Annotated in this window: 27 protein-coding genes; 21 read left to right on the top strand and 6 right to left on the bottom strand. The window is 53.8% G+C overall.

Annotated features, from left to right (window positions below; genetic code table 11):
* Window positions 1-132 precede the first annotated feature (132 nt).
* On the bottom strand, window positions 133-909 hold the full coding sequence (locus tag EVJ32_RS11350) for a sporulation protein (protein ID WP_131458487.1): 777 nt from the start codon (window positions 907-909) through the stop codon (window positions 133-135).
* A 99-nt stretch (window positions 910-1,008) separates the two neighbouring features.
* Here EVJ32_RS11350 and EVJ32_RS11345 point away from each other — a divergent pair, with 99 nt between their 5' ends.
* The 8 genes from EVJ32_RS11345 (at window position 1,009) to EVJ32_RS11310 (ending at window position 6,766) form a co-directional block, all read left to right on the top strand.
* Complete coding sequence (locus EVJ32_RS11345) at window positions 1,009-2,193, top strand: class I SAM-dependent methyltransferase (RefSeq protein ID WP_070327071.1); 1,185 nt, start codon at window positions 1,009-1,011, stop codon at window positions 2,191-2,193.
* A gap of 34 nt (window positions 2,194-2,227) precedes the next feature.
* Window positions 2,228-2,656: a BrxA/BrxB family bacilliredoxin gene (locus EVJ32_RS11340; protein ID WP_070327072.1), complete on the top strand. Its 429-nt coding sequence runs from the start codon at window positions 2,228-2,230 to the stop codon at window positions 2,654-2,656.
* Between the two features lie 59 nt (window positions 2,657-2,715).
* Window positions 2,716-3,057, top strand: a complete 342-nt coding sequence (locus EVJ32_RS11335; RefSeq protein WP_131458485.1) for a DUF952 domain-containing protein — start codon at window positions 2,716-2,718, stop codon at window positions 3,055-3,057.
* 182 nt (window positions 3,058-3,239) lie between these two features.
* The gene (locus tag EVJ32_RS11330) at window positions 3,240-4,031 is read left to right on the top strand and encodes a transporter substrate-binding domain-containing protein (protein WP_131458483.1); all 792 of its coding nucleotides are present in this window, start codon (window positions 3,240-3,242) and stop codon (window positions 4,029-4,031) included.
* A 56-nt stretch (window positions 4,032-4,087) separates the two neighbouring features.
* Window positions 4,088-4,747 (top strand): amino acid ABC transporter permease, encoded by a 660-nt coding sequence (locus tag EVJ32_RS11325; protein WP_201738347.1) that lies wholly within the window; start codon window positions 4,088-4,090, stop codon window positions 4,745-4,747.
* The gene (locus EVJ32_RS11320; RefSeq protein ID WP_070327076.1) at window positions 4,744-5,466 is read left to right on the top strand and encodes an amino acid ABC transporter ATP-binding protein; all 723 of its coding nucleotides are present in this window, start codon (window positions 4,744-4,746) and stop codon (window positions 5,464-5,466) included. Before EVJ32_RS11325 ends, EVJ32_RS11320 begins: the two co-directional genes overlap by 4 nt.
* A 38-nt stretch (window positions 5,467-5,504) precedes the next feature.
* Complete coding sequence (locus EVJ32_RS11315; protein ID WP_071397698.1) at window positions 5,505-6,179, top strand: metal-dependent hydrolase; 675 nt, start codon at window positions 5,505-5,507, stop codon at window positions 6,177-6,179.
* Window positions 6,179-6,766, top strand: coding sequence for an HD domain-containing protein (locus EVJ32_RS11310; protein WP_131458503.1), 588 nt, complete (start codon window positions 6,179-6,181; stop codon window positions 6,764-6,766). Before EVJ32_RS11315 ends, EVJ32_RS11310 begins: the two co-directional genes overlap by 1 nt.
* 33 nt (window positions 6,767-6,799) lie before the next feature.
* Here the strand turns inward: EVJ32_RS11310 and fadH are convergent, their stop codons facing one another.
* Together fadH and EVJ32_RS11300 are read right to left on the bottom strand one after the other, a co-directional pair.
* Window positions 6,800-7,570, bottom strand: coding sequence for a 2,4-dienoyl-CoA reductase (fadH, locus tag EVJ32_RS11305; protein ID WP_201738976.1), 771 nt, complete (start codon window positions 7,568-7,570; stop codon window positions 6,800-6,802).
* Between the two features lie 88 nt (window positions 7,571-7,658).
* Window positions 7,659-8,741, bottom strand: coding sequence for an N-acetylglucosaminidase (locus EVJ32_RS11300; protein WP_236639512.1), 1,083 nt, complete (start codon window positions 8,739-8,741; stop codon window positions 7,659-7,661).
* 67 nt (window positions 8,742-8,808) lie between these two features.
* On the opposite strand from EVJ32_RS11300, the gene EVJ32_RS11295 reads away from it, so the two are divergent.
* Both EVJ32_RS11295 and EVJ32_RS11290 read left to right on the top strand, forming a co-directional pair.
* Window positions 8,809-9,807, top strand: a complete 999-nt coding sequence (locus tag EVJ32_RS11295; protein ID WP_070327081.1) for an aromatic acid exporter family protein — start codon at window positions 8,809-8,811, stop codon at window positions 9,805-9,807.
* A 171-nt stretch (window positions 9,808-9,978) separates the two neighbouring features.
* Window positions 9,979-11,109, top strand: coding sequence for a M20/M25/M40 family metallo-hydrolase (locus tag EVJ32_RS11290; protein ID WP_070327082.1), 1,131 nt, complete (start codon window positions 9,979-9,981; stop codon window positions 11,107-11,109).
* 46 nt (window positions 11,110-11,155) lie between these two features.
* Here EVJ32_RS11290 and EVJ32_RS16305 read toward each other — a convergent pair whose 3' ends face one another.
* Window positions 11,156-11,329, bottom strand: coding sequence for a hypothetical protein (locus EVJ32_RS16305; protein ID WP_167615642.1), 174 nt, complete (start codon window positions 11,327-11,329; stop codon window positions 11,156-11,158).
* A 74-nt stretch (window positions 11,330-11,403) separates the two neighbouring features.
* Between EVJ32_RS16305 and rnz the strand changes: the two genes are divergently transcribed.
* The 7 genes from rnz to EVJ32_RS11255 are packed head-to-tail and all read left to right on the top strand — an operon-like array spanning window position 11,404 to window position 16,065.
* Window positions 11,404-12,309, top strand: a complete 906-nt coding sequence (rnz, locus tag EVJ32_RS11285) for a ribonuclease Z (protein ID WP_131458475.1) — start codon at window positions 11,404-11,406, stop codon at window positions 12,307-12,309.
* 1 nt (window position 12,310) lies between these two features.
* Window positions 12,311-13,201 (top strand): hypothetical protein, encoded by an 891-nt coding sequence (locus tag EVJ32_RS11280; protein WP_070327084.1) that lies wholly within the window; start codon window positions 12,311-12,313, stop codon window positions 13,199-13,201.
* On the top strand, window positions 13,198-13,611 hold the full coding sequence (locus tag EVJ32_RS11275; RefSeq protein ID WP_071397690.1) for a DUF4430 domain-containing protein: 414 nt from the start codon (window positions 13,198-13,200) through the stop codon (window positions 13,609-13,611). The genes EVJ32_RS11280 and EVJ32_RS11275 overlap by 4 nt, the downstream gene beginning before the upstream one ends.
* Window positions 13,589-14,266, top strand: coding sequence for a hypothetical protein (locus tag EVJ32_RS11270; protein WP_070327086.1), 678 nt, complete (start codon window positions 13,589-13,591; stop codon window positions 14,264-14,266). Before EVJ32_RS11275 ends, EVJ32_RS11270 begins: the two co-directional genes overlap by 23 nt.
* Complete coding sequence (locus tag EVJ32_RS11265) at window positions 14,226-15,188, top strand: ATP-binding cassette domain-containing protein (protein WP_131458473.1); 963 nt, start codon at window positions 14,226-14,228, stop codon at window positions 15,186-15,188. The genes EVJ32_RS11270 and EVJ32_RS11265 overlap by 41 nt, the downstream gene beginning before the upstream one ends.
* Window positions 15,161-15,706, top strand: a complete 546-nt coding sequence (locus tag EVJ32_RS11260) for a hypothetical protein (protein ID WP_131458471.1) — start codon at window positions 15,161-15,163, stop codon at window positions 15,704-15,706. Before EVJ32_RS11265 ends, EVJ32_RS11260 begins: the two co-directional genes overlap by 28 nt.
* 17 nt (window positions 15,707-15,723) lie before the next feature.
* Entirely contained in the window at window positions 15,724-16,065 is a 342-nt protein-coding gene (locus EVJ32_RS11255) for a hypothetical protein (protein ID WP_236634049.1), read from the top strand.
* Between the two features lie 59 nt (window positions 16,066-16,124).
* Here EVJ32_RS11255 and EVJ32_RS11250 read toward each other — a convergent pair whose 3' ends face one another.
* Entirely contained in the window at window positions 16,125-16,922 is a 798-nt protein-coding gene (locus EVJ32_RS11250; RefSeq protein WP_070327908.1) for an SDR family NAD(P)-dependent oxidoreductase, read from the bottom strand.
* A 145-nt stretch (window positions 16,923-17,067) separates the two neighbouring features.
* Here EVJ32_RS11250 and EVJ32_RS11245 point away from each other — a divergent pair, with 145 nt between their 5' ends.
* The 3 genes from EVJ32_RS11245 to EVJ32_RS11235 all read left to right on the top strand — a co-directional run bounded on the left by EVJ32_RS11245 (window position 17,068) and on the right by EVJ32_RS11235 (window position 20,704).
* Complete coding sequence (locus tag EVJ32_RS11245) at window positions 17,068-17,970, top strand: peptidase U32 family protein (RefSeq protein ID WP_131458469.1); 903 nt, start codon at window positions 17,068-17,070, stop codon at window positions 17,968-17,970.
* Between the two features lie 10 nt (window positions 17,971-17,980).
* A complete protein-coding gene (locus EVJ32_RS11240) occupies window positions 17,981-19,234 on the top strand; it encodes a peptidase U32 family protein (protein WP_131458467.1) in 1,254 nt (417 codons plus the stop codon).
* Between the two features lie 81 nt (window positions 19,235-19,315).
* The gene (locus tag EVJ32_RS11235; protein ID WP_131458465.1) at window positions 19,316-20,704 is read left to right on the top strand and encodes an MATE family efflux transporter; all 1,389 of its coding nucleotides are present in this window, start codon (window positions 19,316-19,318) and stop codon (window positions 20,702-20,704) included.
* On the opposite strand, the gene EVJ32_RS11230 is transcribed toward EVJ32_RS11235, so the two are convergent.
* Window positions 20,699-21,568, bottom strand: coding sequence for a DMT family transporter (locus EVJ32_RS11230; RefSeq protein ID WP_236634050.1), 870 nt, complete (start codon window positions 21,566-21,568; stop codon window positions 20,699-20,701). The genes EVJ32_RS11235 and EVJ32_RS11230 overlap by 6 nt on opposite strands.
* 127 nt (window positions 21,569-21,695) lie before the next feature.
* Here EVJ32_RS11230 and EVJ32_RS11225 point away from each other — a divergent pair, with 127 nt between their 5' ends.
* Window positions 21,696-23,822, top strand: a complete 2,127-nt coding sequence (locus tag EVJ32_RS11225) for a DNA topoisomerase III (RefSeq protein WP_131458461.1) — start codon at window positions 21,696-21,698, stop codon at window positions 23,820-23,822.
* The last annotated feature ends 13 nt before the right edge of the window (window positions 23,823-23,835 follow it).

Raw genomic sequence — 23,835 nt, 5'->3', positions numbered from 1 at the left:
TCGCCCCTATCTGTTTAGTCCGAAATGCGTGAACGAACCCATAAAAATGAGAAGAGGCCACCGTTAGCGAACAAGTCGCTCCCGGTGGCCTCTTTCTTATAAATCTACTGAGTTATGTCCCAGCCTCTTTGGTTAAATTGACCGTTCAATCAATGACTCGATGTCGCGGCGAATGCGTTCGGGCGAAGATAAGTCGGCCTGTGAGTAGCTGAGCCGATGTGTCGATTCGTCGGTCCCGGTTAAGTCGGCGAATAGACTGCCTAAACTATGAACGCTCTTGTCGACTTGGATCAACAAGTCGAGGTTCGTCTCGTCTTGGAGCAAGATGACCTCGAGTTCGTCGAGCCGACGTCCGAAACTTGTGCCGTTCGGCGAATACTCGAGCTCTTGAGCAATCGGGAGTCGTCCCGAGCGCTGTCTGGCCGGCAGCATCTCGGTATCGGCTTTTTTCAAGCGGAAACCGATATCGTCGAGCACGTCGAGGATGACTTGCTGCTGCCGATTCGGTTTGACGAGAATCGAATCCTCGTCTTTCGGGTCGACCGCTTGGGCGATATCGAGGCCGGTCTCGATCCATGTCTTCGACTGGCTGACGGAGATCGGTGTGTTGAACGGCACCTCGATCGTGAACGGGATCTCTTTCACTTCGTCCGGTCCGATCATGAACGGCGCCTCGTTCAACAAGATTTTTTCGATTGTGAACGTCGAATACGTCGTCTTGTCGTTGACCTCGTGCTTGTAGAGCGTATTGAAGAAAATGTAGATACGGTCGACCGATTGTTCGACGTTGCCGCCTTTGATGTGGACGACCCCGTCGAGCGTACCGCCGGGAACACAACTGTTCTCCGCAAGGCGCGTATCGACGGTCGCGGCCCCGATTCCAATCGATGAAAGTAACTTTTTAAACATATAATGATCCTCCTTTGACGTTTGCACGTGTTCGTGTAATAGTATGTACGGATGCACGTTTAAAAAGTTTCGAAACTACTTAAAAAAAGGATGAATCAAGTGGAATATACAGATTTGATGGAACGGCTCAACGGTCTGATCGAAGATGGGGAGCTCGTGACGGCGACAATCAGTCAACCACGTCAAAAATCGAGCGATTTACGCCGGGTGAAACTGAAGCCGGTATTGTTGAAAGATGAGTACCACATACAGTTTGAATACCAATTTGAGCGCGTCATGAAACATAAAAACTTACGTACGGAAGAAGCGATCGCAGAGCTTGGACAGCTGCTCGAAAACTTTCGGCAAGGACAGTTTCAGCTGAAAGCGACCGAGCTCCATTTTCAACTCTCGAAAAAGTTTAAAGTGACGTATAAAGAGCGGCCAACGGACGTGAAGCAAGTGAAACTGACGCACAACCGCGAAAAGCAGTACGTGCTGCCGGTCGATGAGCCGGTCCCGTTCCTGATTCGCCTCGGCGTCCAGTCGGCAGATGGGAAAGTGAAGCGTCAGAAGTACGATAAGTTTAAACAAATCAACCGGTTCCTCGAGTTCATCGAGGATTCGATCAAATACCTCCCGACCGACCGGACTGTCCGGATTCTCGATTTCGGGTCGGGCAAATCGTATCTGACGTTCGCCTTGTACCATTTCTTGCATGAGATGAAAGGGTATGACGTACACATCACCGGGCTCGATTTGAAGAAGGAAGTTATCGAGGAGTGCGCCGGAATTGCCCGCGACCTCGGCTATGAACGGCTCGAGTTTCTCGTTGGGGACATTAATGAATTTGAAGGCGAGTCGGCGGTCGATATGGTCGTCACGCTCCATGCCTGCGACGTCGCGACCGACATGGCGCTCGCGCGAGCGGTCCGCTGGGGGGCGAAAGTCATCTTGAGCGTGCCGTGTTGCCAGAAAGAACTGAACCGGCAACTCGAGGCGCCGAGCCTCGACGTCATGCTTCAACACGGCCTCGTCAAGGAACGGTTCGCGGCGCTCGCCACCGATTCGATCCGGGCCGAACTGCTCGGTCTCGTCGGCTATGAAGCGCAGTTGCTTGAATTTATCGATATGGAACATACACCAAAAAACATTTTGATCCGCGCCTATTTAACGAACCGTGAAGCGACCGAAGAGCAGCGCGTCCGCTACAAAGCGTTCAAGTCATTACTCGGCGCGGACCCGTTCCTTGAAGGTCAGTTGAGCGATAGACTTGTCCTAACCGATCCACAAGACGTAAAATAAAGAAGATAAGACGAAAGTCGAAAGGGGAAACAATATGGATTTTCAATTATACTTTCAAGATGTAGTCGAACAGGCACGCAATGAAGTACGGGCAGCAGGATACACCGAACTGACGACACCGGAAGAAGTCGATGCGGCACTGAAAAAAGAAGGCAAGACGCTCGTACTCGTCAACTCGGTATGTGGTTGCGCCGGTGGGATCGCTCGTCCGGCCGCGGCCTATGTGAACAAGATGGAAGGCACGAAACCGGATCAGTTCGTCACTGTCTTCGCCGGGCAAGACCGGGAAGCGACGGACCGGGCTCGTGAGTATTTCGAAGGGTACGCCCCGTCGTCACCATCGATCGCGCTACTCGAAGATGGAAACATCGTCACGATGGTCGAACGGAGCACGATCGAGTCGTCGACGGCTGAAGAGCTCGTCGAACAGTTACAGACGTTGTTCGATATTTATTACGCGTAATCAATGTGTGGGCGCAAAGGCTTTGCCTTTGCGCTTTTCCTTAAGAAGGGATCGATCGAATGGAACCAGTCGTTAAAATCATGAGTGAGGCGGAATATGCGATCGCCTTGTCGCGAGGTGAGATCAACGAAGAATCGCTCCAAACCGAAGGATACGTTCGTTGCTGCACCCCGCAACAGATCAGTAAAGTCGCGAGGCGCCACTATCACGGGGAGCGGGTCGTGCTCGTCTCATTCCATATTAGCCGCCTCGGCAGCTTGCTCCACTACGAGCTAGATGAGGACGGAGATCGCTATCCTCACGTATATAGCGCCATCCCGATCACGTCGGTAAAACGGGTTCAACCTTATGGGTCGACAGATAACGGTACGGTCACGTATTTCGCTTACGAGCGGATGTGACCGTATTTTTTTTAAATTTTATGCATGAATATACTTTACAATTAATAATTATGTGTATATAGTGGTTGAAGAACAAGTCAGACATATGAAGAGCGGAAGAACTATTGAGACAGAAAAACAAATATGTCATAATTTTGTTAAAGTTCTGACAATTCCATCTTATTGAAAAGGGGAAAATGAACATGAAAAAAAGTTTTCTAGCATTATGTATCGCAGCACTGGCTGCATTTTCGGTCGCCTGTGGCGCCGACGTCAATGAAGGCGGGTCATCGTCGACGAATGAGGAAGACGACAAAGTCCTCGTCATGGGGACGAGCGCGGATTACTTCCCTTATGAGTTCGTCGATACGGCGAGCGGTGACGAGATCGTCGGATTCGATATCGACATCGCCAAACAAGTGGCCGACAACATGGGCTATGAATTGAAAATAGAAGATATGGACTTCGGTAGCTTGCTCGGGGCCTTGAACGCCGGACGCGTCGATTTCGTCATGGCGGGTATGACGCCGACTGAAGAGCGGAAAGAGAACGCTGATTTCACAGATATTTATTTCACGGCGAAAAACTTGATTCTATCAAAAGGCGACGCGATTCAAACGCTTGAAGACCTAGACGGGAAACAAGTCGGCGTCCAGCTCGGTTCGATCCAAGAAGGGATTGCCAAAGACCAGATCCCTGGCGCGGAAATCGTCGCCTTGAACAAGATCCCTGAGATCATTCAAGAGATCAAGACAGGCCGCATCGACGCAATGGTCATCGAAGACACGGTCGCGAAGAAGTACCTCGACCAAGACAGCGAGCTATCGACGTTTGAAATCGTTGACGAAGAAGAAGCCGGCTCGGCCGCGGCTTTCCGTAAAGACGATGAGCTCCGCGATCAATTCAACGAAGAGTTGAACAAATTGATCGAATCAGGAGAAATCGAGAAGTTAGCTCAAAAATGGTTCGAAGAAGAAGCAGCACCAGCTGAATAATTATGGATCAAGGCTGACTGAAAACATCAGTCAGCCTTTTTTAGGAGGAACTTATAATGGATTTTAGTCGGATTTATGATTCTATGCCGTATATTCTTGAAGGGATCCCGGTCATGTTCCAAGTCGTGCTCGTCTCGGCGCTGTTCGGGATCACGTTCGGTGTCGTCGTGGCCACGTTCAAGATTGTGCCGAACCGTCTCGTCAACTTCATCGGACACGCCTACACGGCCGTGTTCCGGGGAACACCGCTCATCTTGCAACTCGCCATCATCCACTTCGGCTTGCCGCAGTTGACGGGCTTTATCACGACACCTTATCAATCGGCCGTCATCGCCTTCTCGCTCAACTCGGCGGCGTACATCTCGGAGATCATTCGGGCCGGGATTCAAGCGGTCGACAAAGGCCAGTGGGAAGCGTCTGACGCACTCGGTGTCCCTTATGTCAAACAGCTGCGCTCGATCATCTTGCCGCAGGCGTTTAAAAACATCTTGCCTGCACTCGTCAACGAGATGATCACGCTCACGAAAGAGTCGGCACTCGTCTCGACGGTCGGCGTCCTCGATATTATGCGCCGGGCCCAAATCGTCGGAGGACAGAAGGCGATCTACTTCGAACCGCTCCTGTTCGCCGGTGTGATATACTTTACGATAGTAATGGTGTTGACATACTTTGGTCAACGTCTTGAAAAACGGTTAAGAAAGAGTGATGGCAGATGATACAAGTAAAGGATTTATACAAACAGTTCGGTGACCTTGAAGTGTTGAAAGGGATTACGACTTCGATTGAAAAAGGAGAAGTCGTCGCCGTCATCGGTCCGTCGGGTTCCGGTAAGTCGACGTTCTTACGTTGTTTGAACATGCTCGAAGTGCCGACAAGCGGAACGGTCAGCGTCGCCGGATACGAGTTGACGAAAAAAGGGGCCAACGTCTCGAAGGCACGGCAAAATATCGGGATGGTGTTTCAACAGTTCAACTTGTTCCCGCATATGAACGTGCTCGACAACTTGACGTACGCACCGATCAACGTGTTGAAAGTCAGCAAGGCTGAAGCGATCGAACGAGCGAAGACGTTGCTCGAGCGTGTCGGATTATCGGAGAAGATCGATGCTTATCCGAGTCAGTTGTCAGGCGGACAAAAACAACGTGTCGCGATCGCCCGGGCGCTTGCCATGGAGCCGAACGTCATGCTGTTTGACGAGCCGACGTCGGCGCTCGACCCAGAGATGGTCAATGAAGTGCTCGACGTCATGAAAGGACTCGCCGATTCAGGGATGACGATGGTCGTCGTCACGCACGAGATGGGCTTTGCCCGTGAAGTGGCTGACCGTGTCCTGTTCCTTGATGAAGGCATCTTGATGGAGGAAGGCAAACCGGCCGACCTGCTCCTCAACCCGCAGACGGACCGGGCCAAACGGTTCTTAGAAAAAGTCTTGTGATGACACGTTCCATCTGACACTAGAAAGGGAGGGTTCGAATGAAGATCACTTACTATGGCCATGCGACAGTCCAGCTCGATATCGACGAAATGAGCGTCTTGATCGATCCGTTTTTGACGAGTAACCCGCATACAGACGTCGACCCGGCGACATTGAAAGCCGACTACATCTTGTTGACGCACGCGCATTTCGACCATATCGAGGACGTCGAACTGATCGCAAAGGAAACGGGCGCGACGATCGTCGCGACACATGAACTCGCGACCTATTACGAGAAAAAAGGCTATTCGGTCCACGGCATGAACATCGGGGGCGGGTATTCCTTCCCGTTCGGCCGTGTGACGATGACGCAGGCGTTCCACAGCTCGAGCCTTGACATGGGCGACGTCCCGGTCTATATGGGGATGCCGGGGGGCTTCATCATCGAGACGAACTCGCTGACGCTTTACCATGCGGGTGATACGGCATTGTTCTCGGACATGAAACTGTACGGTGAACGGTTCGAGATCGACGTCGCCTTCCTGCCGATCGGGGACAACTTCACGATGGGGCCGGTTGACGCGCTCGATGCCGCCCATTGGCTGCAGGCGAAACGAATCGTCCCGATCCATTTCGATACGTTCCCACCGATCAAACAAGATGCACGTGCTTTCTGTGACCAGTTACATCAGCGCGGTCTGTTGATCGAACCGAACACGACGATCGAGATTTGATGACGCGTCAAGCGATTCAAGCTACTGAACGTTTCGTGACGAAGCTTCATACCGGGGATCATACCGGGCATGACGTGAGTCATCTCGAACGGGTGCGTCGGCTCGCCGAACATCTCGCTGAAGGGATGGCGGTCGACCCGCTCGTCGTCACACTCGCGGCACTGCTTCATGACGTCGAGGACGCGAAACTCGGTCGAGCCAAAGGGCTCGTCCGACATCATCTCGAGACGATCGCCCTCAGTACAAGCCAGACGGACCACGTACTCGCCGTCATCGCGGAGACATCGTTCTCGCAAGGCAGACTGCCGACGACGCTCGAGAGTGCGATCATTCAAGACGCGGACCGGCTCGATGCGGTCGGTGCGATCGGCATCGCCAGGACGTTCCAGTATGCCGGATCACGCGGGACACCACTCTATGATCCGGATGACCCGTCGAGCGCCATCGCGCATTTTAGTGACAAACTGCTCTTGCTCGCGGACGGGATGCATACGGACCGGGCGAAAGCGATCGCCCGCGACCGTCACGCGTTCATGACGTCTTTCTTGAAGCGGTTCGAGGCGGAATGGGTTGGCGAAGATATGTAAAACGGCCGAGGAGGGATCCTCGGCCGTTTGGCGTTAAAATGGATGTTTATTGAGCCAATGCCCGCCGTCGAGCGAGATGCATTCACCGTTCAAGTAACGCATCTCATCCGACGTCATCCAGAAAGCGAGGTCGGCGATCTCTTCCGGTGTCCCGAACCGGCCGAGCGGGACGTTGCGGCGGATGCGCTCGACTTCTTTGACGTGGACGGCGAGTTTGTCGGCCCCGCCGGTCCGTTCGATCGGCCCCGGGCTGATCGCGTTCACGCGGGCCCCGAACTGATAGCCCCATTCGACGGCGAGCGTCCGGGTCAAGTTCAGGACGCCTGCTTTAGCGGCGGCGCTTGGTGCGACACCAGCACCCGCCTGCCACGCGTACGACGCGACCATGTTGATGATCGAGCCGTCACGGAGTTGTTCGCGCTCCCAGTGCTTTCCGAGGACGTGCGTACAGTTGAACGTGCCGTTCAAGACGATGTCGATGACACTCGTCCAACCGTTCGGTGTCAAATCGAGCATCGGACAGACGAAATTGCCGGCGGCGTTATTGACGAGCGCATGCACCGGACCGAATCGTTCGACAATCTGATCGAGCGCTTGGGCGCACGCCTCGTAATCGCGGACGTCGTGTTGGACGGGTAACGCTTGTCCCGCACCGATCGCCTCGAGTTCACCCATCGTTTCTTGCAGGCGCTCCTCGTTACGGCCGCTGATGGCGACGTTCCAGCCTTCGCTTTTAAATTTTAGCGCCATCGCTTTCCCCATGCCGGACGAACCGCCGGTAATCCAAATCGTTTTCAAATGAATCTCCCCCTTTGAATGAATGATCGTTCATTTTTAGTATTCGGGTTTGACTCTAGGGATTCCTGCAAAAAAAGCGACGACCGTTTGGCCGTCACTGGAGCTGTTCCAAATAGTTTAATCCAAGCTCGCGGTCGATGCGATACATCGTCCCGGCGACTTTCTCGCCCCAGTACGGGTCCGAGGCGTAGAAGACGTTGACACCTTCCTGCTTGTTGCCGGGGAACGGGCCGCGGTCGTACGATCCGGTCACATACTTCTCGGCGAACAAGCGGGCCGCAGCATCAACACTCGCCTCGACTGAAGCGAACGTCGAGGCGTTGCCGCTCGGGTCGTCATCTGTCGCTTTGAACCCGAAGAGATTATTTTTATCGCGGGCGATCGCGGACGTCCCGTATCCCGATTCGTGACCGGCGACGGCGAGTAAGAACAGGGCGTTAATACCGAACTCGGCTTCAGCGTCCTTGAAGGCATTACCTTTTCCGGTGAGCGGACTATCGGTCAGCGTGGCGAGAAATTGATCGAGTTCGCGGGCCGAGTACGGGGATTTGGACTGAATCGAGGCGAATTGGTACGGTGAATCGAAGACGTCCCGGACGTTTTCTGTATAAAACCGGTCCGACGCTTCCTGCGGGGCCGGTCCGACCAAGAACGTCCCGGCCAAGTTCCCGTTCGCTTCGACGGTATGGAGCACTTGCCCGTCCCGCATCTCGTAATAGCCGCGTTTCTCGACGACGGCGTCCGGGTATAGCGTCATGTCGGCCAGCGGTACGTACACGTCGGCACCGGAGATGGTGACTCGCAAATGGTCGGAACCCTTTCCAACGAGCCTAAGCCGGGTGCCGCCGGCGACGTACGACTGCCGCTCCTTGAACGCGGCATCTTTATACAGGTTCGTGACCCGGTCGGTCGGCGTGACGGCGATGCCGGTGCCGGTAAAGTCGATGACTTCGCCGGACGGGCCGAGCAAGGCGCGATTGCCGCCGCGTTCCATGTAGGTGCGGGCTTCAGCGAGGGACTCGAAATGACGGGACGAGACGTCACCATCAGCGAACGTCTCGACGGTGTACGTCCCGTTGCCCCGCTCTTGTAACCAAAGAAAGCCGAAGATGGCAAGTGCTAAGCTGAGCAGGGCGGGCAAGAGCCGGCGTCGTTGTTTTTTCTTCAATAGGATCACTTCCAAACTTGAGGATTGCCAAACAGAGAAAACTAGTAAACAATTTTGTATGAGAGGAGGGAATGATATGAAAATTGGTACACGTACGTTAAAGACGGCAGTCGCGGCTGGGATCGCGATGCTCATCGCTGAGACGATCCATCTCGATTATTACGTCTTCGCGGCCATCATCGCCATCCTCAGCATCCAAGAGACGCGCAAGAAGTCATTCCGGGCCTCATATGAACGTGTCATGGCAAGTTTGCTCGCCATCGGGATGGGCGCGTTGATGTTCACGCTGCTCGGCTATTCGCCGGCGACGCTCACACTTTATTTTGTCATGTTCATCCCGCTCGTTCAACAGCTCAAACTGCAGGACGGCATGATCACGAGTGTCGTCATCTTGACGCATCTGTACACCGAAGGACGGTTCTCGCTCGACTTGTTCTTGAACGAACTCCTGTTGATCGCGATCGGGGTTGGCGTCGGGCTCGTCGTTAACATGTATATGCCGACGCTCGATAAAGACATCGAGCGCATTAAAGAGAGTATCAACCGGGCGCTCGCGGTCCACTTCTATGACGTCGCAGCCTGTGTCGAGACCGGTGTGTACAATAACCATTCGATGATGCTGTTGAAGACGCGTGACTATTTAAAGAACGGGAAAGACTTGGCGCTCCGCCGGATGGGGAACTCGATCGGGAAGCGCAACGAAGACATGGACTATCTATACTTTCGGATGCGCGAGCGCCAGTACGATATTTTGAAGCGGATTGCTGATAATGCGCGGGAAATCACGATGGTCGTCAATGAGGCGAAACCCGTCGCCGCGTTTTTACGCCGCGTCGGCGACAACGTCAATGAGCAGGCTGACGCCTCGGCGTTTCTTCGCGAGCTCGAGGAGATCATCGACCATTATCGAAAAAACGTACCTCTCCCCACATCGCGTGAGGAATTTGAGGTACGCTCGTCGCTGCTCAATATTTTGTCAGATGTGAAGAGTTACTTGATCTTGAAAGAACGGTACATTCTCCTGTTACAGGAACATGGCCATCCCCGACAAAAACGTGCTAAGCAAGAAGATTGATACGATGACGACGACGCCGATTTGAATGATGCGTTGTCGTTTTTGTTGTTTTTTTCTCATGAGGATCCTCCAAAACGTGTTTGACCTCATTGTACAGAATGGAAAAGGTTCGTGCAAACGACATGAGTTTGTTATAATAACCAAGAAATGTTTGGATGGAGGGATGTTTTTATGGTAAACGAGACACGTGTGCTGGACACATTTTTACAGTTGGTCAGCATCGATTCAGAGACAAAAGAAGAAGCGGTCATCTGTGAGCATTTAAAGTCGGTCTTCACAGAACTCGGATGTGACGTCTACGAAGACGACGCATCGACAAAAACTGCGCATTCAGGAAACAATCTTATCGTCACGTTGGCTGCGACGAAACAGGGCGTTGACCCGATTTACTTCACAGCCCACATGGATACGGTCACACCAGGTAAAGGCATCAAAACGAGTATTAAAGACGGTTATATCGTCACGGACGGGACGACGATTCTCGGTGCCGACGACAAGACGGGGCTTACAGCGATGATCGAACTCGTTCGGGTCTTGAAAGAGGAGGCAATTCCACACGGTCAGATCCAGTTCGTCATCACGGTCGGTGAAGAATCGGGTCTCGTCGGTGCGAAAGTGCTCGACCTCTCGAAAATCGATGCGAAATTCGGTTTCGCCCTCGACTCGGACGGACCGGTCGGCGATATTATCGTGGCAGCTCCAACCCAAGCAAAAGTGAACGCGAAAATTTACGGGAAGACGGCCCACGCCGGTGTCGCCCCAGAAAAAGGCGTCTCGGCGATTCAAATCGCAGCAAAAGCGATCGCAAAAATGAAGCTCGGCCGGATCGATGAAGAGACGACGGCTAACATCGGACGCTTCGAAGGCGGCCGCGCGACGAATATCGTCTGTGATTACGTCGAAGTGCTCGCCGAGGCCCGTTCGCTCATCCACGATAAGATGGAAGCGCAAGCCGAAGCGATGAAGCAAGCGTATATCGAAGCGGCTGAGACGCACGGTGGTCGTGCTGAAGTCGAGATTGACATCATGTACCCGGGCTTCAAGTTCGAAGAAGGCGACGAGGTCGTCGAAGTGGCGAAGTCAGCCGCGACAGCGATTGGACGTCCGATTCGTATCCTTCATTCGGGCGGGGGCTCAGATGCGAACGTGATCGCCGGTGGAGGCATTCCGACGGTTAACCTTGCGGTCGGGTATGAAGAAATCCATACGACGAACGAACGCATGCCACTCGTCGAACTGTATAAGTTGATTGAACTCGTTGTTGAAATTGTCGAGCAAGTCGCAACACGGGAAACAAACTAAAAAAAAGAGCCGACGCTAAGTCGGCTCTTCCTATGTGTTCGTGTGTTTATGCGGCGAACTCCAACGATTCTAAGACGAGTTCGTCTGAGCAGTGAAGTTCGGTCGCTATGTCGTGAATTCGGATCGAGGTGCCTGCATCTTGTTGGTGTTTGCGATTCATTGAAGTCGCTCGCTCCCGAATCACCTCATACAAAGCATCGGAATGTTCAACTTTATTCATCACGGATCACATCCTTTTCAACGAGTGACTCAAGTATAGCATGGATTAGGCTAGCAGAAAGGACAAATATATTTATGAAGTTACATTTTTTAGGAACTGGTTCAGGTATGCCTTCGAAACAACGGAACGTTTCCGGGCTCGCACTCACATTGCCTAAACAGACCTGGCTGATCGATTGCGGGGAGGCGACCCAGCACCAGATTCTCCATACCACGATCAAACCGCGAAAAGTATCGGCTGTTTGGATCACGCATCTACACGGGGACCATGTCTTCGGGTTGCCAGGTTTCTTATCGACGCGTTCCGCCCTCGACGGAAAGGATCCGCTCACGCTGTACGGACCGCGTGGCATCAAGCAATGGCTCGAGCTGACGTTGAAACTGACCGGTTCATATTTAGGCTATGACCTGACGATTGTCGAATATGAGGACGGGGACACGTTCGAGCAAGACGGTCACCTCGTCACGGTGCGGAAGCTCGCGCATCGCTTTCCATCTTACGGGTTTCGCATCGAGGCACCGGCGCGTCCGGGGACGCTCCTCGTCGACAAAGTGAGAGCACTCGGTATTCCGAGCGGTCCAGTCTATCGGACAATCAAACAAGCAGACACGTTTGAATTTGCAGGGAAAACATACGCGTCTAAAGAATATGTCACAGAATCGGTCCGTGGAGCGATCGTCGCCATCTTAGGGGATACGACTCCGTGCGAGAATGCATTCGTGCTCGCACAAGCTGCCGACGTTCTTGTCCACGAGGCGACGTTTATGCAAGGGGAGTCAAAACTTGCGAGACAGTATGGTCACTCGACGACGGTCGAAGCCGCAAGGCTCGCGAACGAGGCGGGAGCGGGCCGGTTGATCGTCACCCATATCTCGGCCCGCTACCAAGGCCGGGAAGCAGAATTTGAGGCCGAGGTCGTGTCTGGGTTTGCGGATAGCCATGTGGCAACCGACTTTTCCGAGTTTATAGTGGGGGATTGATGTGACAATACAACTATACGTTTGGCTAGGTTTCATCGTCATCAGCCTGTTGCTAGGTGTAAGATTGAATCAGTTGAAAGAGCCAGAACCGAACTTTTTCGCCAAGTTCTTATTCTACTCGTTGCTCGGAATCGTTTCGTTTCCGATCGGCGGGTTTCATATCCCAATCGGATTTTTGATGTCATTCTTGTTCTTTCCAAAACGAAACAGCCGGTATAAATGGTACGGGGCACTCGTCGGCTTCTTCTTCTTCATCGTTTTACTGTTCGTACCTTTGTTCGACCAATCCGAATTCCGGGCCGAATCTCAACAAATCGGGCCGGTGTCGGTGCAAGACGAGTCGTTCGACCGGATGACAGATACGATTTTACGCCGGATCAACGGCGAGGTGATCAAGCTCGATCGTAGCAAGATGATCGTCGACCGGGACGGTGAACTGCAGTCACTCGAGTATTTGCTCATGGTCGAACGCAGCAGCTCGTTCCAGCAAATCCGCATCAACTATGACGACTCAGGGGAACTTGAGTATCGCCAAGTCGATGAGATGAACAAAGGTTCCGGCCGAGCCTTTTTCGAGAAGCTCGTCGACTTCGAACACGTGATCGAAGCCGTACGGGGGACAGCGTGGGAAGACTTTGCCAAACAAGTCGAGGCACCGCTCTTGCAGCTCTCATTTGACGGACTGTACGACATGTACACGTTCGAGAACGAAGCGATGCTCATGATCAACCGGGACGGACGAATCGTCAAATTCTGGCTTCAGCGGGAACCTGTGCTCGCCAACAGTATTCAATTGACCGGTTTGACCCGTGAAGGCAGAACAACAGGCGAAAAATATACGATTCTTTACAACTACTCTATCCACCAACGAGAGGATTTGACGGATCAATGAAAAAATTGCTCATCATGGGTATGATGATACCTTTATTGGCAGCTTGTGCTGGAGAAGAGACATCGAACGGACAAAGTGAGTCTTGTGACGTCGAACCGACGATTTCCGTTTACGACGCGTCGACAGAAGAGACGTTGTACCATGAGAAAAGTGTCTGCCTAGAGGATGGTTCGACAGTGCTCGATGCCCTCAAGGCGACAGAATTGCCGATTGATTCGGTCGGAAGCGGGGAGATGACCTACGTCACGGCAATCGACGGGATTCAAGAAAAATCGGCCGGTCAGTCATCTGGTTGGGTGTACGCCTTTAACGGAAGCCCTGGCGATGAAGGGGCGGCTGCAAAAGAAGTCGAGTCCACCGACATCATCCAATGGCGGTTTGAAGAAGATGCGATTTCTTTCTTCGAATGAGGCGGATTGGGAGCGTAGACATGCTGTCACGCTCCTTTTCTTTCTACTCGTCCATCTGTACGTCTTGATCCATGTGAACGGTTCGTTAAGTCTGCTCGCCGGGCTGGTCTTGTTGTTACTGTTGGAGCGGCGCTTTCCCGTCGCGATGCTCGGTCTGCTTGTCGCGTTCGCGCTGATCTCGCTCGCACCGATCTTGCTCCAGTGGGACGTCTCCATCCGTGCGCTCAGCGACCAAATTGTCCGCTTGGCGACGTTTTTATTCGGAATGGTTTGGGCGAGCCGTTTCATGAGATTAGAACGGCTATTGCCGCTCTTGCGACGCTTTCCGCAATCGACTCGGTTGCTGTACGGTGCTTGGGCGCTCGTCCCGTCCATGGAACGGGCCATCCGTTTGTCGCTCCGCAGTCACCAGCGACAAGACTGGCGAGAAGCGATCGTCGTCGGGATTGACAGCCAGCGCCGTGAACCCGTTTACGCGTTGCCGCGCCTACGTTCATTCCAAGGCGATGATCTCGTTCATCTGTTCATTCTGTTTAGTTGCTTTGTGGCGGCGCTTAAGTGGTCACCACTCATCTGGTTGCTTTACCCGTATTTGACGAAAGGAGGGGTGCGAGATGCGTTGGTTATCCTCAGAGCACGGACGTCAGCAAATTGAGGAGTGGGTCGCTTCAGAGCGGGCCCATATCGTCAATCTCGATGACCCGCTCGCCGGTTCGGTCGCCTCACTGCTCGCCGGTGATGATGCGATGCGCGGCGCCGAACTGGCAGCTCTCTTGCAAATCGATCATCTGTCCAAAAAACGATTTGATGAATGTTCGAGCGGAGAACAACAACTCGTTCGAATCGCTCACGTGCTCGGCGAAAATCCCGATGCGCTCGTTCTCATCGAGCCGTTCCGTTATCTCGATCGATTCCGAAGCGAACACTTGTCGATGCTGCTTCGGCGGCTAGGACAGCTCGGGATTAGCGTCGCTTATACGGACCGGTCGCGTGAAGGCGGTGCAACACATGCGTTCACGGTCGTAAAGTCGTCTAGTGAAGCATCGATTAACGTCAAAGACGTTTCCTATCGTCATCCGTTGCAACCCACCTACGCGATCGAACACGTGTCGTACCGGTCTGACGGACCAGGGTTAACGGTGTGCATCGGGACGAACGGCAGTGGCAAGTCGACACTCCTAGAACTGATGGCGAAGAGTCTGCGTCCGCTATACGGGAAAGTGAAGTTATCAGAGCGGCCGCTCTATCTTCCGGCAGACCCCGAGTACGGGCCGTTCCCAAAAGCGTTGAATCGACGGGTCGAACAGTTGCAGGCGGTACTCGCGTCCACGTCGTCACTCATCGTCCTCGACGAGCCGACGGTCGGACTGTCGGAGAACGAACGCGACGCCTTCGTTGCGGCAATCGTACAAAAAGCCGAGACGGCGCGTGTTTTATGTGCGACCCACGATGAACGCTTGATTGCGGCGGCAGGTCATGTCTTATGTATGGCGAGCGGAGCGGTCGTGTTTGACGGCACGCGCGAACAGTACGTGGATCGGAGTACGTTATGGTCACTTACGTCCTCGCCCTCATAACCGCATTCGCACTTTTGTCGAAGTTTGAGCGGACGAAGTCACCTATTTCCGTATTGACACAGCTTCTCGCGCTCGCCGTCATCGGACGGTGGCTTTTCATGGCCATCCCGAACGTGCAACCGACGACCGCACTATTGATGCTGACCGCGCTCTATTTTGGATGGACGAGTGCAGGCATGCTCGCTTTATTCGTCCCGCTTCTATCGGGACTTTTACTCGGCCTCGGTCCGTTCGTTTTGTATCAGTTTCTCGGTTGGTTGCTCGTGATCACGCTCGTTTACTTGTTACGACCGATCTTGTTGCGGTCGCGCATGTTACTTTGGTCAATCGGGCTCGGCTCTGGTTTTTTATTCGGCTGGACGACGAACTTGTCGTTCGCGGAAGTGATTGGAGCCGACTTTATCAAATTGCTCATCCTTAGCTTGCCGTTCGATTTGGCGCACGGAATCGCAAACGTCTTCTTTTTGATCGTCCTACATGATTTATTCGTTCGCATATTTGTCCGAGAAGACGGGTAAACATGAGTACTACTCGAGTGAGGTGGTTGAGCATGGGCGGATACGTCAATATGTATGAAATCGGTTTGTTCCTCTTCATCGGACTATTGTTTATGGCCGTCAATATCTTCTTGATGTCGCGTCGGCTCATTCGGACACGATACGCGATGTTGAGCATCCTCGCTTCGAGCGTCTGGCCGGCACTGATGATCGTCTTGTCCGTTCAAAACGTCAATCTTCTCGAGGAGATGCGAGCCCGAGCGGCGACACTTGAAGCTGTGTTCGCCTGGTCTCTCGTCGTCACGACGGCGCTCATGACGGTTATACCAGCTTTTATCTTTATTCGACGTCTGATTCAGCTGTCACGCCATGGCGGCTGATTCCTCAATCTAAAAAAGCAGAGCGACTCAAACGTTTGAGTCGCTCTGCTTTTTTAGGTTCAAGATGTCGGGAGCTGTTCGACCGAGGCATCTGTCGGTTTTTGGAATCGACGTAAAATTTCGAGACTGACAGCTCGCGGCATAATTTTCGCGAGTCCGACGAGCGCTTGGTTCGACAAGCCCGGGATGATGACCCGTTTATTTTTCATGACGCCCTTATAACCGAAGAAAGCGACGAGATGAGACGGCATTTTCGATACCATCATTTCGCTGCCGGCCCGGTTAAAGAAACCGGTGTCGGTCGGACCCGGGCAAAGGACGCTGACGTTTACGCCTGTGCCTTTCGTCTCGGCATGGAGCGCTTCTGTGAGTGATAAGACGTACGCTTTCGTCGCGTAATAGACGGCCATATACGGTCCCGGCTGGAATGCGGCGACAGAGGCGACATTTAAGACATAGCCGTGATTGCGGGCGACCATGTCAGGCAAGTACGCTTTCGTCAACTCGGTCAAGGCGTTGACGTTCAACCGGACCTCTTCGGCCTCGGTTTCCGCATCGAGCTCGATAAACTCGCCAGCCGTACCGAAACCAGCGTTATTGATTAAAAAATCGACCGTGAGCCCGGCGTCGTCAATCGCGTTCGTCAACCGTTTCACGGCGTTGTGTTCAGACAGGTCGAGTGCGAATACGTGCACGTTAATCGTGTATCGTTTTTCAAGCACTTTTTTGAGTTCATGTAACCGTGGCTCGCTACGAGCTACGAGAATACAGTCAAATCCATCTCGGGCCGCTAAGACGGCGAGATCTAGGCCGATGCCAGTCGAGGCACCGGTAATCAAGGCTGTTTTTGTCAAAATCGTCCACTCCTTCAATTAAAAAGTCATACATTGTTACTGATTTCTTCACCAGTTGTTAAATTCCTGCTTCGTCGACACGCTTGAACGTGTGCTAAAGTATATCAAGAATATGTGATTAGACTCACAAAGTCAGGAGAAAAAACAGATGATGATTCAGCTAGTTACTACAGCACAAAGCGTCGAACAAGCAGAGGCGCTGATCATGGCGGGGACAGACCGTCTATATATCGGAGAGTCGACGTTTGGTTTACGCCATAAAGGTGACTGGTCGTTACCGGCTGTGAGAGAAGTCACAGCGCTCGCCCATCGTTACGGCAAAGAAGTGACGGTTGCCGTCAACAATTTGATGCATAACGATCAAATCGAGGCGTTGCCGGATTATTTACACGCGCTCAAGCAAATCGGGATCGACAGTGTGACGGCGGGCGATCCAGGTGCCATCCGCTTGATCCGTAATGCCAATATCCCCTATTGGTACGATGCTCAAACGCTCGTCACGTCGGCGCGACACATTCAATTTTGGGGTAAGCGCGACGCCATCGGGGCGGTCGCGGCCCGTGAAGTGACACTGACCGAACTTGGGATGATTCAACAGCGGATCGGGCTCCCCGTCGAGGTTCAAGTGTACGGACCAACATGTATCCATCACTCGAAACGACCGCTATTGACGAACTATTTCAATGAGATCGGTCGGTCGAGAGGGGACGCGGAAGCGCGCGAGTACTATATGAGCGAACCGTCTGATGCGGACAGTCGCTATCCCGTCTACCAAGACGACAATGGGACGCACGTCTTCTCCGAAGATTTGACGCTCATGGGTCAATTGCCGGTGCTCTTAAAAGGCGGACTGCATACGTGGAAACTCGAAGGATGGCATGCCGGGGACGCGTTCGTCGACATCGTCCGTCTGTTCGACAAAGCCCGGTCCGATTTGTTGAATGGCCAGTTCGACCGCACGCTCATGGAACGGCGTCTCGCCGAACTCCAACCTGAACAATTCCGGCTTGGGACCGGACTGCTGTTACGAAATCCAGAAGAGATCAAGTGAGGGGATCAAGATGAAAAAACGTCCAGAACTACTAGCTCCGGCAGGAAACTTAGAAAAATTAAAGATGGCGATTCTTTACGGGGCCGATGCGGTCTTTATCGGTGGTCAACAGTTCGGGCTCCGCTCGCGGGCCGGCAACTTCGGATACGAGGAGATGACTGAAGGCGTCGCATTCGCGCACGAGCGCGGGGCGAAAGTGTATGTCGCCGCGAACATGGTGACCCATGAAGGGGATATCGATGGCGCGGGCGATTTCTTCTGTCGACTCCGTGACATCGGCATCGACGCCGTCATCGTCTCGGACCCGGCCATGATCGAGGTCTGTCTAACGGACGCGCCCGGTCTTCCGGTCCATTTATCGACGCAGGCGTCGGCGACGAACTACGAGACGCTCCGTTTTTGGCAAGAGGAAGGGCTAGAGCGAATCGTCCTCGCCCGTGAAGTGTCGATGGAAGAGATCAAAGAGATGAAACGTCAAGTCGACGTCGAGATCGAGGCGTTCGTCCATGGCGCGATGTGTATCTCCTACTCGGGACGTTGCACGCTGTCGAACCATATGGCGCTCCGCGATGCGAACCGCGGCGGCTGTGCCCAGTCGTGCCGCTGGAAATACGGCTTCTTCGAGGCGGATGAGCTGTTGACAGACGACATGGCAGCGCGCGATGAGGAACCGTTCTCGATGAGTTCGGTCGATCTTGCGATGGTCCGGCACATACCCGATTTGGTCGATGCCGGCGTCGATAGCTTGAAAGTCGAGGGACGGATGAAATCGATCCATTACGTAGCGACCGTCTGTAACGTCTATCGTCAAGTCATCGACGCCTACTGCGGGGATCCTGAAGGATTCGTCTTCGACCCGGCATGGGAAGAAGAGATTTGGAAAGCAGCGCAACGAGAGCTCGCGAGCGGGTTCTATTACGGCATCCCGACCGAGAAAGAGCAACTGTTCGGCAAGCCGCGCGCCATCCCGCAATATGCGTTCGCAGCGCGCGTCATCTCGTATGAAGCGTCGACGGGCATGGCGACGCTCGAGCAGCGTAACCATTTCCGCCGCGGAGAAGAAGTCGAATTCTTTGGTCCCGGGTTCGTCCGCTTCACGCAACGGATCGACGAGTTGTTCGATGAGACCGGGATGCCGCTCGAGACGGCGAACCAGGCGATGATGACGGTACGCGTCAAAGTCGATCAACCTGTCGCGACCGACTTCATCATGCGAAAACGAAAAGTGGCAGCAGTGAAAGTTCCCGCTTCAAGTGCCCGTTGACACATCCGGCAAGGCAACATAGTCGACCGTTCCATCCAATCTTGCTACCCTATTAACATATACGAAAAAGGGGATGGAAGGATGAATCAGAACACGGAGCAACTCCGGACCGATCCGATCGGACGCCTGCTGTTCAAGCTGTCGCTGCCGGCGATGATCGGTATGCTGGTGACGGCGCTCTATAATATAATTGACACGATTTTCGTCTCGCGTGGCATCGGCCCTGCTGCCGTGGCCGCGATCGGGATCGCGTTCCCGATTCAAATGATTCTGATGGCCGTCTCGAGTGCGGTCGGTCTCGGCGGGGCCTCGATCAGTTCGCGGAAACTCGGCAAAGGAGACGACGCCGGTGCCGCCGTCACGTTCATGAACGTGCTCGTGCTCGTTGGTGTGTTCGCCGCGTTCGCGGTCAGTTCGGCCATCTTCATGCTCGATTCGATCTTGACCGTGTTCGGGGCGACGTCGGAGATCATGGAATTGAGTCGTCAATACTTATCGGTCACGCTGATCAGTTCGCCGTTCTTCATGTTCACGCTCGCGGCGAGCGCGATGGTACGGGCCGAAGGACAGGCACCTTATCAGATGAAAGTGATGCTCACGACCGTCGTCGTCAACTTGGTGTCGACGCCGCTGTTCATCTTCACGTTCGGATGGGGTATTTACGGGGCGGCCTGGTCGACGGCACTCGCTCAAGTCGTCGGGTCGGTGCTCATGTTACGCTTCTTTTTCGCAAAAAATCGCCGAACCGAGCTCGACTTCCAATGGCGGAAGTTTCGGCTGCGGTTCGGCGAATTGAAGGAGATTATGGCAATCGGGTCATCCTCGTTCGTCATGATGGTGTCGCAATCGATCTTGTTCGTCTTCGTCAACATCATGCTCGGGACGTATGGTGGGACCCAAGAATTGGCCACGTTCGCCATTTTGAATAAGTTCATGGCGCTCGTCGGAATGCCGATCATGGGCATCGTCCAAGGCATGCAACCGATAGTCGGCTATAACTTCGGGGCGCGACAGTTCGAGCGGATGCGCGAGACGATTTGGACGGCGCTACGGGCTGGGATCGCGATTGCGGTCTTCATCTGGCTGACGCTCCAGCTGTTCCCAGAACCGCTCATGCGCATGTTCACGTCCGACGCGAACTTGATTGCTGGCGGGGTGACGGCGATTCATGTCCTGTTCGCTGTCTCGTTCTTAACGAGCGTCCAAATGCTCGTCAACGGCATCTATCAATCACTCGGGAAAGCCCGGGTCGCGATGTTCTTGTCGTTGTCTCGGCAGACGCTTTATACGATTCCGCTCGTGTTTATCTTACCGAACTTCTTCGGTGTGTTCGGTGTGTGGCTCGCCTTCCCAATCGCCGACGGCTTGACCTTCCTGACAGCGATCGGCATGGCGATTTGGGACCGGAAACTGCTGTTCCGTCCGTCAGAAGATGAGGTGGAAGCGAAAGCGAAAGCGACCAATTTATGAAACGACGTCCGTTCTTGTTGAACGGGCGTCTTCTTTTAGGAACAAGTAAATCCCACCGAGCAAAACGGCCGCGCCGATCCATTGCATCACGCCGAGCCGTTCCTCGAAGAAGACGAAGCCGAATAGCATGCCCCAGAGCGCCTCGCCGAGAATGGTGATGCTGACGACGGTCGCACTGACGCGGGCGAGGGCGTAGTTGAACAAGTTATGGCCGAGGAGCGTCGGGAAGAAGGCGAGGGCGATGAAATACCACCAATTCACTCCTTCGAAGCCGACGAACGTCGTGTCCCGAACGAGCAACATGAAACCGAGAACGAACGTGGCGACAAAATAGACGCTGAACGAGTAGTCGTTCGTCTTCATCTCGGTCCGAATGTGTTGACCGACGAGCCAGTAGCCGGCGATCAACAAGGCGGCGAGAAGCGCGAGCACATCCCCGTAGAGCGCGTCGCGACCGATTTGGATATCACCGGCCGCGACGAGCATGCCGCCGAGGACGGCGACGAGTGCAAATGCCAAACCTTTTCGGGTCGGATGTTTTTTAAAGAACAGGGCGTTCCCGATGAGGACGAAAATCGGGCTCGACGTCACGAACAACGTCGAACTCGCGACGGTCGTGTAGTCGAGCGATAAAAACCAGAGCCAGAAATGGAAGGCGAGGAGCGTCCCGCTGAGCAAGATCGCGTAGCGGGTGTTCGAGCGTAACGAGAAGAGCGAGCGGTAATCGAGAAACGGTAACAACATGAGGCTCGAGAACAGCATGCGGTAGAAAGCGGCCGTCTCCGCCGGAGCGGACGTCCATTTGACGAACAAGACGCTCGTCGACAGGAAAAAGACGGCGGCAAATAAAATTAAATAAGACAACAGGCATCCCCCTTTGGTTTTGTACATATTCCTCTAATGATATAATGAAACATACGAGAAAAAACATTCTTTTTCGAAAGTGTCGTTCCGACGAGATCGTTCGAACGACAACGAAAGTAGGGATCACATGAGATTAATCATTGCGGAGAAACCGTCGCAGGCACAAAAGCTGGCGGCGCCGTATCCATCAAAAAAGAGAAAAGACGAGATTGAAATCGCGGCATGCCCTCGTTTCCCGGAAGGTGCCATCGTCGTCTGGGCAGTCGGCCACTTATGTGAACTCCAAGAGCCGTCCCACTACCGCCCGGAGTGGAAGTCTTGGAAGTATGAATCACTTCCGATTGTCCCAGACCGGTTCGACTATCGCATCTCGAAGGGCAAGTCGAAGCCGTTCCAGACAATCAAAAAATGGCTCCACGACCGCTCGATCACGGACGTCATCATCGCTTCTGACGCCGAGCGGGAAGGAGAGGCGATCGTTCGTCTCATCTTGCGCCTTGCCGGCAACAAAAAACCGCTCGAGCGCTTATGGATCTCGAGTTTGACCGAGCAGGCGGTCGACCGCGGCTTCGCGCAGCTGTTGCCGGGAGAGCAGACGATTCCGTATTACCATGAGGCGATGAGTCGTGCCTGTGCCGACTGGCTCGTCGGTATGAACGCATCGCGCGCATATACGACGCTCTTGAAGACGATTGGCATCGAAGACGTGTTCTCACTCGGCCGCGTCCAGACACCGACGCTCGCCTTGATCGTCAATCGAGAGCGCGAGATCAAACAGTTCGTCCCGGAGGCGTACTTCGAGGTCGAAGCGACGCTCCAAAAAGGACGGGGCACGTTCAAAGCGAAATACACACTTGGAAAGACGACGAAACTGAAGACGCGTGAACAAGCTGACGCCGTCGTCGACCGATCGACCGGAACGGCGGTCGTGCGGTCGATTGATAAGGAAGACAAGACGGAACACCCACCGTTCTGGTTCAGCTTATCGGGTCTCCAGGCCGAGGCCGGCAAACGGTTCGGCTTCGGGGCGAAGAAGACGCTCGATATCGCCCAAAAGTTGTATACGAAAGGGTGGATCAGTTATCCGCGGACAGATTCTAGTTTCGTCACGCCCGACGAGGCGACGCTGTTCCCGCAGACGAAAGCACGGCTGTTGAAGTCTGCGGCATATGCTGGACTCGCTGACGTGTTGACCGAGAACCCGTCCCGGAACAGCCGCTACGTCAACGCGAAAAAAGTGAGCGATCACTATGCGATCATTCCGACCGAAGCGTGCGGCGATGTGGGTCGACTTAGCGGGGATGAGGCGAAACTGTATGACTTGATCAACCGCCGCTTTCTGGCGGCGTTCGCCCCCTCGGCCAAACTCGAGAAGACGACCGTCGACTTGATGGACGGGGAAGACTTATACCGGGCAAAAGGGACGGTCGTTGTCAGCCCCGGGTACCGTCAAGTCGTCGAGATGAAGTCAAAAGACGTCGAGCTTCCGGTGCTGACAACCGGTGAGCCGTTGACTGAAAAGAAAGTCGAAGTGTTATCGAAACAGACAGAGCCTCCAAAACGGTATACGGAAGGCGCGCTCATCATGGCGATGAAAGTCGCCGGGAAACAGCTCGACGACGAGGAACTGATCCATATCATGAAAGAAGTCGAGGGGCTCGGCACGGAAGCGACTCGGGCGAACATAATCGACGGCTTGAAGAAGCGGGGTTATGTTGAACTTCAAAAGAAAGAGCTCGTTCCGACCGATAAAGGCCGTCTGTTAATCGATGTGCTCGGCGACAGCATTCTCGCCTCGCCGGCCATGACCGCGAAATGGGAGAAGCGGCTCCATGAGATCGGACAGGCGTCTGCGTCTGCGGCCGAATTCATCGACCAGGCGAAAAAGATGTCGATTCATCTCGTCGAAGAAGCCAAAGCGAGAGTCGCGGCGGCGAATCCGGAAGGCTATACGATTGAACCGAGACGATTCGGGAAGAAATCTGCCTCGCGGCCAAAAGCGTCGTTTGGCGTCTGTCCGAGCTGTGGAAAAGGACTCGTCGAGCATCCGAAGTTCATCGGTTGCAGCGGCTACCGCGAAGGGTGCAAATTCACCGTGTCAAAACAAGTGCTCGGTGTCGGACTCGCGAAAGATGAACTGAAACAGATGATCAACGGCGGGCAGTCAAATGTTCATGCGTTCAAAAAAGGCGACAAGACGTTTGAGGCCACGCTCTATCTTGAAAAAGGGGCGATACGCTTCGAGTTCAATTGAACTACCCCCACCT

This window comes from Exiguobacterium sp. SH5S4 (assembly GCF_004337045.1).
In the GTDB taxonomy this organism is placed as follows: Bacteria; Bacillota; Bacilli; order Exiguobacteriales; family Exiguobacteriaceae; genus Exiguobacterium; species Exiguobacterium aurantiacum_A.
The sequence above is the reverse complement of the archived record's forward strand: the minus strand, read 5'-3'. Positions and strand labels throughout refer to the sequence as shown.

What these genes read in the sequence shown, in the direction of transcription:
- EVJ32_RS11350 (WP_131458487.1), bottom strand. Translation starts at nt 909, where the DNA reads ATGTTTAAAAAGTTACTTTCATCGATTGGAATCGGGGCCGCGACCGTC.
- EVJ32_RS11340 (WP_070327072.1), top strand. Translation starts at nt 2,228, where the DNA reads ATGGATTTTCAATTATACTTTCAAGATGTAGTCGAACAGGCACGCAAT.
- EVJ32_RS11335 (WP_131458485.1), top strand. Translation starts at nt 2,716, where the DNA reads ATGGAACCAGTCGTTAAAATCATGAGTGAGGCGGAATATGCGATCGCC.
- EVJ32_RS11330 (WP_131458483.1), top strand. Translation starts at nt 3,240, where the DNA reads ATGAAAAAAAGTTTTCTAGCATTATGTATCGCAGCACTGGCTGCATTT.
- EVJ32_RS11325 (WP_201738347.1), top strand. Translation starts at nt 4,088, where the DNA reads ATGGATTTTAGTCGGATTTATGATTCTATGCCGTATATTCTTGAAGGG.
- EVJ32_RS11320 (WP_070327076.1), top strand. Translation starts at nt 4,744, where the DNA reads ATGATACAAGTAAAGGATTTATACAAACAGTTCGGTGACCTTGAAGTG.
- EVJ32_RS11315 (WP_071397698.1), top strand. Translation starts at nt 5,505, where the DNA reads ATGAAGATCACTTACTATGGCCATGCGACAGTCCAGCTCGATATCGAC.
- EVJ32_RS11310 (WP_131458503.1), top strand. Translation starts at nt 6,179, where the DNA reads ATGACGCGTCAAGCGATTCAAGCTACTGAACGTTTCGTGACGAAGCTT.
- EVJ32_RS11295 (WP_070327081.1), top strand. Translation starts at nt 8,809, where the DNA reads ATGAAAATTGGTACACGTACGTTAAAGACGGCAGTCGCGGCTGGGATC.
- EVJ32_RS11290 (WP_070327082.1), top strand. Translation starts at nt 9,979, where the DNA reads ATGGTAAACGAGACACGTGTGCTGGACACATTTTTACAGTTGGTCAGC.
- EVJ32_RS16305 (WP_167615642.1), bottom strand. Translation starts at nt 11,329, where the DNA reads ATGAATAAAGTTGAACATTCCGATGCTTTGTATGAGGTGATTCGGGAG.
- rnz (WP_131458475.1), top strand. Translation starts at nt 11,404, where the DNA reads ATGAAGTTACATTTTTTAGGAACTGGTTCAGGTATGCCTTCGAAACAA.
- EVJ32_RS11275 (WP_071397690.1), top strand. Translation starts at nt 13,198, where the DNA reads ATGAAAAAATTGCTCATCATGGGTATGATGATACCTTTATTGGCAGCT.
- EVJ32_RS11270 (WP_070327086.1), top strand. Translation starts at nt 13,589, where the DNA reads ATGCGATTTCTTTCTTCGAATGAGGCGGATTGGGAGCGTAGACATGCT.
- EVJ32_RS11265 (WP_131458473.1), top strand. Translation starts at nt 14,226, where the DNA reads ATGCGTTGGTTATCCTCAGAGCACGGACGTCAGCAAATTGAGGAGTGG.
- EVJ32_RS11260 (WP_131458471.1), top strand. Translation starts at nt 15,161, where the DNA reads ATGGTCACTTACGTCCTCGCCCTCATAACCGCATTCGCACTTTTGTCG.
- EVJ32_RS11245 (WP_131458469.1), top strand. Translation starts at nt 17,068, where the DNA reads ATGATGATTCAGCTAGTTACTACAGCACAAAGCGTCGAACAAGCAGAG.
- EVJ32_RS11240 (WP_131458467.1), top strand. Translation starts at nt 17,981, where the DNA reads ATGAAAAAACGTCCAGAACTACTAGCTCCGGCAGGAAACTTAGAAAAA.
- EVJ32_RS11235 (WP_131458465.1), top strand. Translation starts at nt 19,316, where the DNA reads ATGAATCAGAACACGGAGCAACTCCGGACCGATCCGATCGGACGCCTG.
- EVJ32_RS11225 (WP_131458461.1), top strand. Translation starts at nt 21,696, where the DNA reads ATGAGATTAATCATTGCGGAGAAACCGTCGCAGGCACAAAAGCTGGCG.